Origin of the sequence: Soonwooa sp. (assembly GCF_030151385.1) — a bacterium.
Lineage (GTDB): Bacteria > Bacteroidota > Bacteroidia > Flavobacteriales > Weeksellaceae > Soonwooa.
On record NZ_JASLDS010000031.1, the window covers coordinates 1 to 13,658 of the forward strand.

The 13,658-nt window shown below is 35.3% G+C and carries 12 protein-coding genes; 11 read left to right on the plus strand and 1 reads right to left on the minus strand.

Translation table 11 applies throughout. From position 1 onward, the window contains the following. The first annotated feature begins 5 nt into the window (after nucleotides 1-5). The 5 genes from gyrB (at nucleotide 6) to Q1V95_RS05630 (ending at nucleotide 5,196) form a co-directional block, all read left to right on the plus strand. Nucleotides 6-1,940 (plus strand): DNA topoisomerase (ATP-hydrolyzing) subunit B, encoded by a 1,935-nt coding sequence (gyrB, locus tag Q1V95_RS05610; protein ID WP_300671428.1) that lies wholly within the window; start codon nucleotides 6-8, stop codon nucleotides 1,938-1,940. A gap of 15 nt (nucleotides 1,941-1,955) precedes the next feature. Next, nucleotides 1,956-2,843 (plus strand): T9SS type A sorting domain-containing protein, encoded by an 888-nt coding sequence (locus Q1V95_RS05615; protein WP_300671390.1) that lies wholly within the window; start codon nucleotides 1,956-1,958, stop codon nucleotides 2,841-2,843. Between the two features lie 57 nt (nucleotides 2,844-2,900). Beyond that, nucleotides 2,901-3,704: an RsiV family protein gene (locus tag Q1V95_RS05620; protein WP_300671393.1), complete on the plus strand. Its 804-nt coding sequence runs from the start codon at nucleotides 2,901-2,903 to the stop codon at nucleotides 3,702-3,704. Between the two features lie 73 nt (nucleotides 3,705-3,777). Beyond that, nucleotides 3,778-4,623: a diacylglycerol kinase family protein gene (locus tag Q1V95_RS05625; protein ID WP_300671396.1), complete on the plus strand. Its 846-nt coding sequence runs from the start codon at nucleotides 3,778-3,780 to the stop codon at nucleotides 4,621-4,623. Nucleotides 4,624-4,707: 84 nt separating this feature from the next. Then, the gene (locus Q1V95_RS05630) at nucleotides 4,708-5,196 is read left to right on the plus strand and encodes a hypothetical protein (protein WP_300671405.1); all 489 of its coding nucleotides are present in this window, start codon (nucleotides 4,708-4,710) and stop codon (nucleotides 5,194-5,196) included. 26 nt (nucleotides 5,197-5,222) lie between these two features. Here Q1V95_RS05630 and Q1V95_RS05635 read toward each other — a convergent pair whose 3' ends face one another. Further along, nucleotides 5,223-6,896 carry a S41 family peptidase gene (locus Q1V95_RS05635; RefSeq protein ID WP_300671408.1) on the minus strand — a complete coding sequence of 558 codons (1,674 nt, stop codon included), beginning with the start codon at nucleotides 6,894-6,896 and terminating at the stop codon, nucleotides 5,223-5,225. A 121-nt stretch (nucleotides 6,897-7,017) separates the two neighbouring features. On the opposite strand from Q1V95_RS05635, the gene Q1V95_RS05640 reads away from it, so the two are divergent. The 6 genes from Q1V95_RS05640 to Q1V95_RS05665 all read left to right on the plus strand — a co-directional run bounded on the left by Q1V95_RS05640 (nucleotide 7,018) and on the right by Q1V95_RS05665 (nucleotide 13,503). Further along, nucleotides 7,018-8,232, plus strand: a complete 1,215-nt coding sequence (locus Q1V95_RS05640; RefSeq protein ID WP_300671411.1) for an HD domain-containing protein — start codon at nucleotides 7,018-7,020, stop codon at nucleotides 8,230-8,232. A gap of 486 nt (nucleotides 8,233-8,718) precedes the next feature. Beyond that, on the plus strand, nucleotides 8,719-9,738 hold the full coding sequence (gene lpxD / locus Q1V95_RS05645; RefSeq protein ID WP_300671414.1) for a UDP-3-O-(3-hydroxymyristoyl)glucosamine N-acyltransferase: 1,020 nt from the start codon (nucleotides 8,719-8,721) through the stop codon (nucleotides 9,736-9,738). 25 nt (nucleotides 9,739-9,763) lie between these two features. Continuing rightward, nucleotides 9,764-11,161 carry a bifunctional UDP-3-O-[3-hydroxymyristoyl] N-acetylglucosamine deacetylase/3-hydroxyacyl-ACP dehydratase gene (locus Q1V95_RS05650; protein ID WP_300671417.1) on the plus strand — a complete coding sequence of 466 codons (1,398 nt, stop codon included), beginning with the start codon at nucleotides 9,764-9,766 and terminating at the stop codon, nucleotides 11,159-11,161. Continuing rightward, nucleotides 11,162-11,950, plus strand: a complete 789-nt coding sequence (lpxA, locus tag Q1V95_RS05655) for an acyl-ACP--UDP-N-acetylglucosamine O-acyltransferase (RefSeq protein ID WP_300671421.1) — start codon at nucleotides 11,162-11,164, stop codon at nucleotides 11,948-11,950. 34 nt (nucleotides 11,951-11,984) lie between these two features. After that, nucleotides 11,985-12,548, plus strand: coding sequence for an elongation factor P (efp, locus tag Q1V95_RS05660; protein WP_300671424.1), 564 nt, complete (start codon nucleotides 11,985-11,987; stop codon nucleotides 12,546-12,548). Between the two features lie 55 nt (nucleotides 12,549-12,603). Next, nucleotides 12,604-13,503, plus strand: a complete 900-nt coding sequence (locus tag Q1V95_RS05665) for an LpxD N-terminal domain-containing protein (protein ID WP_300671426.1) — start codon at nucleotides 12,604-12,606, stop codon at nucleotides 13,501-13,503. Nucleotides 13,504-13,658 lie beyond the last annotated feature (155 nt).

Genomic DNA, 13,658 nt, shown 5'->3' on the forward strand with positions numbered 1-13,658 from the left:
TTTATATGAGTCAAAAACAATATACAGCAAGTAGTATTCAGGCATTGGAAGGAATGGAGCACGTACGTATGCGTCCTTCGATGTACATTGGTGATGTGGGCACAAGAGGTCTTCACCATTTGGTTTATGAAGTAGTGGACAACTCTATTGATGAGGCTTTGGCAGGTTATTGTGATACAATTACAGTAACAATCAAAGAAGGAAACGGAATCGAAGTTACCGATAACGGTCGTGGTATTCCAGTTGACTTTCACGAAAAGGAGCAAAAATCAGCTTTAGAGGTTGTAATGACCAAAATTGGAGCAGGAGGAAAGTTCGATAAAGATTCGTATAAAGTTTCTGGTGGTTTGCACGGTGTTGGGGTATCGTGTGTTAACGCGCTTTCTAATGATATGATTACAACGGTTTTCCGTGACGGTCATGTTTATCAACAACATTATCAAAGAGGAAAAGCTCTAGAAGATGTTAAGCAAGTTGGTGATACGGAGAAGCGTGGAACGATGCAGTTCTTCCAACCAGATGACAGTATTTTTACAGAGTTGGTGTACAATTATGATACATTGGCTAATCGTTTGAGAGAACTTTCTTATTTAAATAAAGGAATTACTATTACTTTAACTGACGAAAGACAAGCTTTGGAAGATGGAAGCTTCAAACATGAAGTTTTCCATTCGGAAGGTGGTCTCAAAGAATTCGTTGAATATATCGATGGAAATCGTGAGTCAATTATGGAGCACGTTATCTTTATGGAAGGCGAAAGAGAAGGTATTCCTGTAGAAGTGGCAATGCGTTATAACACGTCATTTAATGAAAATCTACACTCGTATGTTAACAACATTAACACGCACGAAGGTGGTACACATTTAGCAGGTTTCCGTAGAGCATTAACAAGAACTTTAAAGAAATATGCAGATGATTTAGGTCTTCCTGCAAAAGAAAAAGTTGAAGTTACGGGTGATGACTTCCGTGAAGGACTTACAGCAGTCGTTTCGGTTAAAGTTATGGAACCTCAATTTGAAGGTCAAACGAAAACTAAGCTAGGTAACTCCGAAGTTTCGGGGGCGGTTGATAAAATCGTTGGTGAAATGCTAACGAACTTCCTAGAAGAAAATCCTGCAGAAGCTAAAACGATCGTTCAAAAAGTTGTACTGGCAGCGAAAGCACGTCAGGCAGCGAAGAAGGCGAGAGAAATGGTTCAACGTAAATCGCCAATGGGTGGTTCTGGACTTCCTGGGAAATTGTCAGATTGTTCTTCGAAAGATCCAGCAGAATCAGAATTGTTCCTAGTGGAGGGAGATTCCGCGGGTGGTACGGCAAAACAAGGTCGTGACCGTCACTTCCAAGCTATTCTTCCTTTGAGAGGTAAGATTTTGAATGTTGAAAAATCAATGCTTCACAAAGTATATGATAATGACGAAATCAAAAATATTTATACAGCATTAGGTGTTTCTGTTGGTACTGAGGAAGATTCAAAAGCATTGAATTTAACAAAACTTCGTTATCACAAAATCGTAATTATGACCGATGCCGATATCGATGGATCTCACATTTCGACTTTGATTTTGACATTCTTCTTTAGATATATGAAAGAATTGATTGAGAATGGATATATCTATATCGCTCAACCGCCTTTATATCTTTTGAAAAAAGGAAACAAAAAAGTCTATGCTTACAACGAAAAAGAGCGTGAGGAATTTACGCTAGAGATTTCGCCAGATGGAAAAGGAGTGGAAGTACAACGTTACAAAGGTCTTGGGGAAATGAATCCTGAACAGCTTTGGGATACAACTCTTAATCCAGAACACAGAACTTTAAAACAAATTACCATCGAAAATGCGGTAGAAGCAGATAGTACGTTCTCAATGTTGATGGGTGATGAAGTGCCACCAAGAAGAGAATTTATCGAGAAAAACGCAGTCTATGCGAGAATAGACGCTTAAAATAATATTACACAAATGAAAATTAAAATTTTAGCCGTACTTACATTAGCTTCAAGCTGGATGTTCGGACAAAAAGTTGTTTTAGATCAACCTAGAAATAGTGCTTCGGTTGATATTATTTCTTCAGTTAATACCGACAATAAAGGGATTTATGTTGCGGACGATTTTGATATAACTGAGAATACAGATATTACCAAAATAACCTTTTATGGTGTGGGAGATACAAATTTCCTAAAGCCTAACACAACTTTTTATTGCTATCTAATGACTGATAGTAATGATGCTCCTGTTGGGATTCCTAATAAATCTAACATCGTTGGAGCATTCGCAGCAAGTCTCCTTGGAAAATTGTCTTACGAAGATCTGGGAGGTAATGATTATAAATTTATGGTGGATACTTCTGCAGTTCCATTTTTTAAAGGATTGACACCTGGTACATACTGGTTAAGTATTGCTGCGAGTGTAGAACCTAATGATAATTTCTTTGCTCAGACTAATTTTTATCTGCAACCAGCAAATCAACAGTTAAACCCTGCTAAATTTGTTGATCCTAATGATTTTATGATGATGAGTTATACACAATGGAGAAATGCATCAACAGTTTCGACAGGTTTCAAAGGAATCGCAATGAAAATTGAGGGTATTAATTCTCTTGGGACTCATGAGGTTTTGGATCAGTCAAAGTTTTCATTTAAAATTGCAAAAATTAATTCTAGCAATGTACAGGTAAAAGCTGTAGGGAACGATGCTTTTGATAGTGTGAAAATTATGGATGCAAATGGTCGCCTCATATTTTCATCAACTAAGGATATTATTGATGTCTCGCATTTTAGTAAAGGACTTTATCTTTTCGAAGTCAAATCTAAGAATGGTGCTGTTAGCCAAATAAAATATTTAAACTAAAAATAAAAACCTTCCAATTTTGGAAGGTTTTTTGCTATCCAAAAATAAAAAGGAATTATGAAGGCATTTATTGGAAGTTTATTGCTTGGCTCACTCTTGGTTTTAAGTTGTTCAAAGAAGACTGCGGAAGTTATTAATATCTCAGATTCAGCAAATGATAGCATTGCTAAGCAAGCTGTTTTTCAGATGGATTCTATTAAAGTTTCTGATTCTGTAAAAGTAGGAAGTAACTTGACTTTGGCTTATAAAAAAAGTGTCCTTTTATTCCCATCTATCAATAACCAGGTTGTGCTAGATAGTATATATAAGCCGACTTCTCTAAAGATTAGCGATTATTCTAAGCAAGGTTTTGCAACAGCTATTGAAGCTGATAAAGCTGGATTTTATAAAGATAATCAATCCATAGAATTGGAGCCCTTATCGCATCAAACTTGGGATGATACGTCGCACATGACTGTGTTTTCTAATCAAGATAATTTGCTGACTATTCGTTATACTTCCAGTGGTTTTACTGGTGGAGCGCATGGCTACTACAATGAGTTGTATAAAGTTTTTGATTTAAAAGATAACAGAAGCATTGGCTTATCAGACATTGTTAAAAATCCGAATGATAAAATTTGGAATCAAATATTGATGGACAGTTTTATCAAAAATGATAAAGACGGTCAAAAAGATATGTTGCTAGAAAAAGCAATCCCTCTTAACTCTAATTTCTATTTTGGAAATAAGTCGATAACTTTCGTTTACAATCAGTACGAAATTACGGCTTACGCTGCAGGTTTGGTCTACATAACTTTGGATTATAAAGACATTAAAGATCAGTTAAAACCAGAATTTTTAAAAAGAGTACAAGCTAATTAACATTTAATTAATAAAGCTTATTTTTGCAATATCAAAACTCCGATAATTCGGAGTTTTTTATTAGAATTTTTCCATGAAGACAGCCTATATCATCAATCCTTTTTCTGCAAAAAAAAATTATAAAAGCTTTTTGAATGCTTTGGAATCGAGAGTTGAAAATCCTTTGGTTTTAGTTTCGAAATCAATTGATGATAGTTTTGATTTTATCAAAAAAAATTGGGACGAAGTTGATGTGTTTGTTGCAATTGGTGGTGATGGTACAATCTCGACGGTTGCTAGTAAATTGGTGAATTCTGATAAAATTTTGGCGGTTTTTCCTGCCGGTTCTGGTAATGGTTTTTCGAACGAAACTAATTTTTCTAAAAACATTGATTCTCTTTTAGATAAATTAAAAAAGAAAGACTTCAAGTTGGTTGATTCTTTCTCTGTTAATGGCAATTTATCCATTAATGTTTCAGGTGTTGGTTTGGATGGTAACATCATCGAAGGATTCGAAAATTCTGAACGCGGTTTTAGCAGTTACATCAAAATTACTGTCGAAAAGTATTTTAAGTTTAAACCTATTAAAGTTAAGTTTGAAGAAAAATACAAACAATTCGACGGCGAATATATGATGGTAAATGTTGCTAACAGTCGTCAATTTGGTAATAATGCGTACATCGCACCTCATGCCGATATGTCCGACGGAAAAGTTGAAATCGCATTGGTTAAAAAATTTCCGTTGCCTGCTGGACTTTCTTTTGCTTACCGAATGTTTACCAAAAGTCTAAAACCAGGTAAGTATTTACAATATATTTCAACTTCCGAAATTTCCTTTACCGTAGATTCAGAAGCTTGGCATCTTGACGGCGAATATTACAAAATAAAATCGCCAGTTGAGGTTAAAGTGCTTCCAAAGAGTCTACGAATTTTGGTTTAGTTTTGAGTTAAATTAAGTTTAAAAAATCTTTTTTCTAAATTTGATGTAACTTAGTATTGATAAGAACTTTTAACAACAGCAACAATGAAAAAAGGATATGTTTTATTAATGATTTTTTTGGTTTTGCTAGCATTTGTAATTGGTTACCAAGTTAAAAATTTTTATTCTGCAGATTTGGAAATCCCGAAGGAACAGAAAAATGATGCAAAATCTTCTAATGATTTAGAAATTCCTAGTGTTTCTAATAATAACAATGTTGATTATTCAAAAAAGCTAAAGGGGAAATTTGTACTAAAATCTACCAATTATGCTGGCTTCGAATTTATTGATGACAAAACAATTTCTTGGACCAACGAAATGTTTCCAATGGATCCAGATACAATGAGACTTAAGTGGATTAGCAAAGATGTATTTGTTGCACTATTTAATAAAAGCGATGATAAAGATGGCTGTCCTCCTGCCACTTGGGTTCGGAAAGTCGAGTCTTTTGATGGTGAAAAGTTAGTGTTAAAAAATGTTTGGACAGGTTGGGGCGAGTATAAAGATACAACTGAGACTTTTAGTCAAGAATAAGGAAAAGATTTTTTAGAGTTTAATTTTTATTTTAAAGCAGTCGCATTCGTTCCTTCAATAATACTAATCGCTTTCTCCAAAACTTCGTCGCGCTTATCCAAAATACCTTTTACGCTGGGTTTTACTTCAATGTCGGGCACAATACTGATTCGTTGTGTTTCGCGACCATCAGGGTAGAAGGCGCCTAAGCCAGAATACTGCGTTTCTGCATTTAGCATTTTTAGCCTTACAACATTTCCATTAGCGCCAGAAGTGTTGCTCCCTATAACAGTGCAAGTTGGATGTTGTTTTAACATCATCGTTAGCGTTTCTGCCTGACTTTGGGTAATCTCATTGACCAAGGCGATTACTTTTCCTTTGTAGTTATTCGGATTTTTAGTTCCAATAAAAGCTTTGTCTTCGTAGAATTTTCCGGGATATTGAAGATCAGGCTTCATCCAAGTATAATACTGTGTTACTTCTGGCAAAAGTTGAGCAGCGATCGCACGTATCGTTCCTTTTGGGTAATTACGAACATCAAAAACAATAGCTTTTGTGTCTTTTAGGCTTTTGAAAATATCTTCGACGTCTGCAACTTCCACTGCACCAATGTTGACGTAACCTATTTTTTGCGCTTCATCTAGAAATCTCCATTTTTCGCCCTCATTTTTTTTATAATAAATAATATCACTGATGACGTAAGTTTTAGCGTCGATATTTTGAACAATTCCTTTTCTTTCAATTTTTAAATTCAGGCTTGGATTATTGCTCCACAAAACTAAATTTTTAATGCTGCGTAGCTTTCCCCAAGTGTTGGATGCAGAAGTGTATTTAGAATATTTTTTAACCAAATCAGGAATCGATTCGCCATTAATTTCTAGGATAACATCGTCGGCTTGCAAAGCGTAATCTCCACCAGATTTTCTATCAAGAACTTTCGAAACAACAAGTTTGTTTTCCGCGCTTATAACCTCGATTGAGAGTGTGCGCTTTCCAAAAAGATACTTTACTAAGTCAGAACTTTTGAGAACAACATGCGAGTCATCAGTTTTGGCAAGAAGTTCTAAAGTCGCCAAAGCATAGTCTTTTTCGTTGCTAGCATTAATAAATTTTGGAATCATTTCAGATAAAACGGAATTCCATTTTTGGTCCGTTTGATATTTGTATGGGAAGAAATACTCAATCAAATTCCAATATCTGAAAAGCTCCACCAATCTCAATTCTTTTGAAGGATAAAGATCAGTAGTATATTTTTCATTTTGAATACCAATCTTTTCAAGCTTGTTGTCAAAAATGTAATAATGATTTTCCGCTTGGTTTCGATTGTTCTCAATATAATTTAGTTTGTTGATGACATCAGTAGAAAATGTATTTTTATCGTCAGTCCAGCTGAGATCAAAGTTTTTTAAAAAATATTTTTTGTCAGAGTTTTCTTTACAAGTTTTACATTTTTTCACTTCGCCAAGTTGATCAATCCAAGTAGAAAGCAAAGCGTTAAATTGCTTTTTAGTGTCGATTTTTTCAGACTCTTGGATTTTCGAAATCAGCTGTGCATCCCAATCAAAAGCGCCAGTTGTAACTTGGGGATGATAATACTTTAGAAAACCCCAAATTTTGCAAAGTTGTTCTAACTTTTGATTTTCGGATAATTTTTCCTGTGAAAAAAGAAATTGGCTATTAATTAGTAAAAATGTGATTCCTAGAATATAGTTTTTTAGCATGTTTAGTTTTTGAATGTTCCAAAAATAAAAATTGACGTCTTAACTTTTTCTTAAAACCATCCTAAATAAAAGTTAAATGGAATTTCGTTAGCTTTGTAATCATTATCAACAATAGTTAGCGATGCTTAATAAACTCAAAATTATCAACGATCCAGTTCACGGTTTTATCAAGATTCCTCACGAGATTCTGTACGATGTTATCGAACATCCTTATTTCCAGAGACTTCGTAGGATTTCTCAAACAGGATTGTTGTCGTTGGTTTTTCCAGGTGCCAAGCATACGAGATTTCATCATGCTTTGGGCGCGATGCATTTGATGTTTACGGCACTCGAAACATTGAAGTTAAAAGGCGTTTCGATTTCCAAGGAAGAAGAAAAAGCGGCTTTGTTGGCGATTTTGTTGCACGATGTTGGACACGGACCATTTTCTCATGCGTTGGAAAACCGATTGATGGACAATTGGCATCACGAAAAGTTGTCCTTATTATTAATGACAAAACTAAACGAAGAATTTTCGGGGGAGTTGACTTTGGCGATTGAGATGTTCAAAGGGCAATATCCGCGCAAGTTTTTCAATCAGTTGATTTCGTCGCAGTTGGATGTCGACCGTTTGGACTATCTAAAGCGTGACAGTTTCTACACGGGCGTCTCCGAAGGTAATGTTAATACGCAACGTATCATTTCGATGCTTAATGTGTCGAACGACGAGTTGGTTGTTGACTCCAAAGGAATCTATTCTGTGGAGAATTATTTAACGGCGAGAATGTTCATGTATTGGCAAGTTTATTATCACAAAACGGCGGCTTTGTCAGAGCATCTTTTGGTGAAAATTTTGGGAAGAGCCAAGAAGTTGGTTTCCGAAGGAATGGCTTTGGACGCGCCAAAATATTTAAAATATTTCTTAGAAAACCAACATTTTGAAGAAGAGAACGAACTCAATTTGAGAAACTTCACCATGTTGGATGATATGGATGTTTTCCAAGCGATAAAATCATGGACAGAATCAGATGATTTTGTATTGGCATATCTTTGCAAAGCAGTTATCTATCGCCACTTTCCGAAAACGATGTCATCGTCGCAATATTTTTCCGAAGACTTTATTCAGACCAAAATTCAGAAGACCAATCACTTTTTCGGTATCCAAAATGGCAACGAGTTGGTGGATCAGATTTCACGAAGTCTTTTGCCTTATGACACCGAAAAGCAGCCGATATTTTTGTTAGACAAATCGGGCAAAAAAATCAAATTGGAAGATTCTGAAAATCAGATTTTGTCATCTTTTATTAATCAAGTTAATACAAAATACATTTTGTCATTTCCACGAGAGGTCATGTAGTATTTAGGCAATCCCTTGCGGATTTTTCCTAGCTTTTCTACGCTCAATCCGCAAGGTCGGGCTATTCGCTCTATCTTTAACTTGGCAGCTCGGACGGCTCCGCTACGCTCCGCCGCCTCACGCCAAGCCAAAGGATGCCGCTTCTATCCCTATTGCGGTTAGGGATAATAAGAAATTCTGGTTTCCAAAATTTAATAATATTTTAATTCCATTAATAATTCAATAAGAGGATATTTTTGACGTTTTTTTTCGAAAATTAATAATGTGTCAATTTTTGCTTTTGCATTAGTTTTTCAATCAAAATAATCAAAAAATTACCAGTTTTAGCTTTTAAGGCTATTTAGTTTATCTGCGTTAGTGGAGGATTTAGAAAAAATTATCTTTAAAAAAAATCAAAGATTTTAGGAGAAAAAAAATATTTGACAAAATTGTAAAAAGTTATCAAAAATGTAATGTGTAATTAAGAAATTGTTATCTTTGCACGATATGGAATTTACTGCGGAGCAAATAGCTAACTTTATAAATGGTAAAATCATCGGTGATAAAAATACAGTTATTACTGGGGTTTCGCCTATAGAAAATGGCCAAAAAGGTCATTTATCTTTTGTAGCTCAAGAGCGTTTTTCACATTTCATAGACACGACAGAGTGTTCTGTACTTATCGTGTCTCAAAATTTGTTGAAAGAAAATCATAGCTATTCACCTGTCATTATTGCGGTGGAAGATGCCTATCTTTCGTTTCAGATTTTGATGAATCTTTACAACGATCTCAAAAAGAAAAAATCAGGAATCGAGCAACCATCTAGTATTAGCCATTCTGCAGTCGTTGGAGAAGAAGTCTATATTGGTGCATTTACTTACATTTCAGATAAAGCCGTTATTGGCGATAATACACAAATCTATCCGCAAGTCTACATCGGAAAAGGCGTTAAAATCGGAAAAAATTGCAAAATTGATTCTGGTGCGCGTATTTACGATGGCTGTGTTATTGGAGACAATTGCATTATCCATTCTAACACAGTCATTGGAGGCGATGGATTTGGATTTCAAGTAAGTCCAGAAGGATTCAAAAAAATTCCACAATTGGGAAATGTTATCTTGGAAGACGATGTAGAAATTGGCTCAAATTGTAGTATCGATCGTGCAACAATCGGTTCTACCATTATCGGAAAAGGAACTAAAATCGATAACCTTATCCAGATTGCTCACAATGTGAAAATTGGGCAAAACAATGTTATCGCCGCACAAGCAGGTATCGCAGGTTCAACAAAAATTGGAGATTGGAACCAAATCGGTGGTCAAGCAGGAATTGTTGGACATATCGAAATCGGAAATCAAGTGAAAATCCAAGCGCAAAGTGGCGTTAATAGTAGTGTGAAGGACAAAGAAGTACTTTACGGTTCGCCCGCGATTGCTGCAGGAGATTATCGTAGAAGTTATGTACACTTCCGAAATTTTGGAAACATTATAGAAAGAATTAATAATTTAGAAAATAACAAAAAATAGAATTTGTTAAAAAAATATCTTTGCAATGAGTGATAAACAAAAAACTATACGAGAAGACATACATCTATCAGGTATAGGACTGCACACAGGAAAAGAAGTGAATCTTACCATGAAACCAGCTAAAGAAAATACTGGTTTTGTTTTCGTAAGAACAGATTTAGAAGGTCGTCCACAAGTTGAAGCGGATGTTAATTATGTAACGACAACGGAGCGTGGTACGACTTTAGAAAAATTAGGTGTCAAAATCCACACTTGCGAGCATCTTTTGGCTGCGTTAGTTGGGATGGATCTTGACAATGTTATTATGGAGATGGACAGTTCTGAACCGCCAATCCTAGATGGATCTTCTAAGTTTTTCGTAGAAGCTATCGAGAAAGTTGGTATTGAAGAACAAACAGCAAATAGAGAATATCTTGTTATTAAAGAAGTTCTTAGCTATGTTGATCCTAACACAGGTTCAGAAATTACAATTATTCCATCTGAGAATTACGAAGTAACGACGATGGTAGACTTCGGAACTAAAGTTTTAGGAACACAAAATGCAAGTTTAAAGCATCTTTCAGACTTTAAAGAAGAAATTGCTTCGGCGAGAACTTTTAGTTTTTTACATGAACTTGAGCAATTGTTAGATCATAACCTTATCAAAGGTGGTGACATCAGCAATGCTATCGTATACGTGGACAAAGAATTGACGCCAGCAACAACTGAAAAGTTAAAAGTTGCTTTTGGTAAAGATGATGTGTCAATTCGTCCAAATGGTATTTTGGATAACTTAACGCTTAACTATCCTAATGAAGCAGCGCGTCACAAATTGCTTGATGTGATCGGCGATTTGGCTTTGGTTGGTGTTAAACTTAAAGGTCGCGTTATCGCTAACAAACCTGGACATTTTGTAAATACACAGTTTGCAAAGAAACTTAACAGACAATGGAAACTTCAGAAGAAGAAAAATGTTCCAGATTTTGACTTAACAAAAGAACCTGTGTTTGACATTAATGGAATCATGAGGTTGATGCCTCATCGTCCGCCATTCTTATTATTAGACAAGGTTTTAGAATTGTCAGATACACACGTGGTTGGTCTTAAAAATGTAACTATGAACGAACCTTTCTTCGTGGGACATTTTCCTAAAGAACCAGTAATGCCAGGTGTTTTGCAAGTAGAAGCTTTGGCGCAAGCTGGAGGAATTTTAGTCTTGGCAAGCGTACCAGATCCAGAAAATTATTCGACATATTTTATTAAAATTGATAAAGTAAAATTCAAGAGAAAAGTCGTTCCAGGAGATACGCTTATCTTTAAAATTGAATTAATTGAACCAATAAGACGTGGTATTGTGCATATGCAAGGTTACGGTTATGTTGGCGATTCTGTCGCTTTGGAGGCAGAACTTATGGCACAAGTAGCAAGAAATAAAGTAGACTAAATGGTACATCAGTTAGCAGTCGTAGACAAACGTGCCAAGATTGGCAAAAATGTAGTTGTGGAAGCTTTTACCACAATTAGCGGAGATGTAGAAATTGGAGAAGGAACATGGATTGGTCCTAATGTAACCATTATGGATGGTACCAAAATTGGAAAAAACTGCAAAGTTTTTCCAGGAGCCGTTCTTGGTGGTATTCCACAGGATTTGAAGTTTGATGGTGAGGATACGTTTGTATACATTGGTGATAATACCGTCATAAGAGAAGCTGTCACAATTAACCGCGGTACCAAAGCTTTGGGATATACAAAAGTTGGAAACGACTGTTTGATTATGGCAACAGCGCACGTCGCTCACGATTGTGTGTTGGGTAATAATGTAATTATTGCCAATGCTTGCGGAATTGCAGGTCACGTAGAAATCGGTGATTACGTTGTGATGGGTGGTTTAAGTGCCGTTCAACAGTTTTGCAAAATCGGAAAACACGTGATGATTTCTGGTGGATCATTGATCAGAAAAGATATTCCTCCTTATGTTAAAGTTGCTAGAGATCCAATTTCCTATGCTGGTATTAACTCGGTAGGACTTAGAAGACGTGGTTTTAACAATGATAAAATTTTTGAAATTCAGAAGATTTATCGTGCTATTTTTCAAATGAAAATGAACACCACACAAGCAATCGAATTCATCGAAAAAGAAATGCTACCAACGGTAGAAAGAGACGAGATTTTAACCTTTATCCAAAACTCACCGCGAGGTATTGTTAAAGGCTACGGCTCATCAAAAGATTAAATTTAAAAATCATAAAATAAAGAATTAAATATTAATGGCAACAACAGCTGATATTAAAAAAGGTCTTTGTATTGAATACAGTAATGACATCTACAAAATCATCGATTTTCAACACGTTAAACCAGGTAAAGGTCCTGCTTTCGTAAGAACAAAATTGAAAAGTGTAACCAACGGAAAAGTTCTTGATAACACATTTTCAGCAGGTCACAAAATTGATGAAGTTAAAGTAATTACTAGAAAATTCCAGTATTTATACGACGACGAAAATGGTTTCCACTTTATGAACAACGACGATTTCTCTCAAATCTACATCAACAAAGAAATGATTGAAAACGCACAATTCATGAAAGCTGGAGAAGAGGTAACAATCATCTTGAAAGAAGTTGATGAGACGCCGCTTTCTGCTGAGATCCCACCAACAGTATATTTGGATGTTGTAGAAGCTGATCCAGGTGTTAAAGGTAACACAGCAACTAACGCTCTTAAAAATGCTATCGTAGAAACAGGTGCTAGAGTTTTGGTACCATTGTTCATCGAAGCTGGTGATAAGATTAAAGTAAATACCGAAGACGGTTCTTATCTGGAAAGAGTAAAATAAATAATGTAAGCGTTTTGATTTCCAAAGCGCTTTTTTTTGATAAATACGTATTATTATGACATTTAGCCAACCGCAAACGCTTAAGACTATTGCAGATCTTATACAAGCAAAATATGTCGGCTCTGAAGATTTTCAAATTTTGGGAACTAACGAAATTCACCGTGTTAAAGCTGGAGAAATTGTATTTGTTAACCATCCCAAATATTATGATAAAGCATTAAACTCGGATGCGACAATTATCTTAATTGACAAGGAAGTAGATTGTCCCGAAGGAAAAGCTTTGTTAATTTCAGAAGATCCTTTTGGAGATTTTAATAAAATTAATACACATTTCACGAAAATTACTAACTTTTTTGGGGAACTTTCTAAACCAGAAATCGGCGAAAATTCCCAAATCCATCCAAGTGTAACTTTTGGTAACAATGTTAAAATAGGGAAAAATTGCATTATTTATCCTAATGTTGTTATAGGAGATGAGACAATTATTGGAGATAATGTTATTATCCAATCCAACACGGTTTTGGGAGGAAATGCTTTTTATTACAGAAAGTTAAATGGCAACTATGACCGATTAATTTCTGTTGGGAATGTTGTAATCGAAAACAATGTTGAAATAGGCGTTGGATGTACGATTGACAGAGGTGTTACAGATATTACATTAATTGGCGAAGGCAGTATACTTGATAACCAAATCCAAATCGGACATGATACAGTGATTGGGAAACGTTGCTTAATTGCATCACAAACAGGAATTGCTGGATGTTGTGTTATCGAAGATGATGTGACAATTTGGGGGCAAGTTGGTATGGCGTCAGGTCTTAGAATTGAGTCTGGAACGGTACTTCTTGCGAAAACAGGTGTCAATCGAGATTTGAAAAAAGCAACTTATTTTGGCTCAATTGCAGAAGAATTCCGCAGTTATCTAAAAAAAGAGGTGAAACTAAAGAATCTCTAAATTAATTCTCCGAGAAAAAACAAAAATCAGTATTCACTTTCCAAGAATATTGACTATTTTTGTGTTTTATCAATATTATTTAAAATTTAAAAAAATAGAAATAAAATGTCAGTATTAGTAAACAAGGATTCTAAAGTAATCGTACAAGGTTTTAC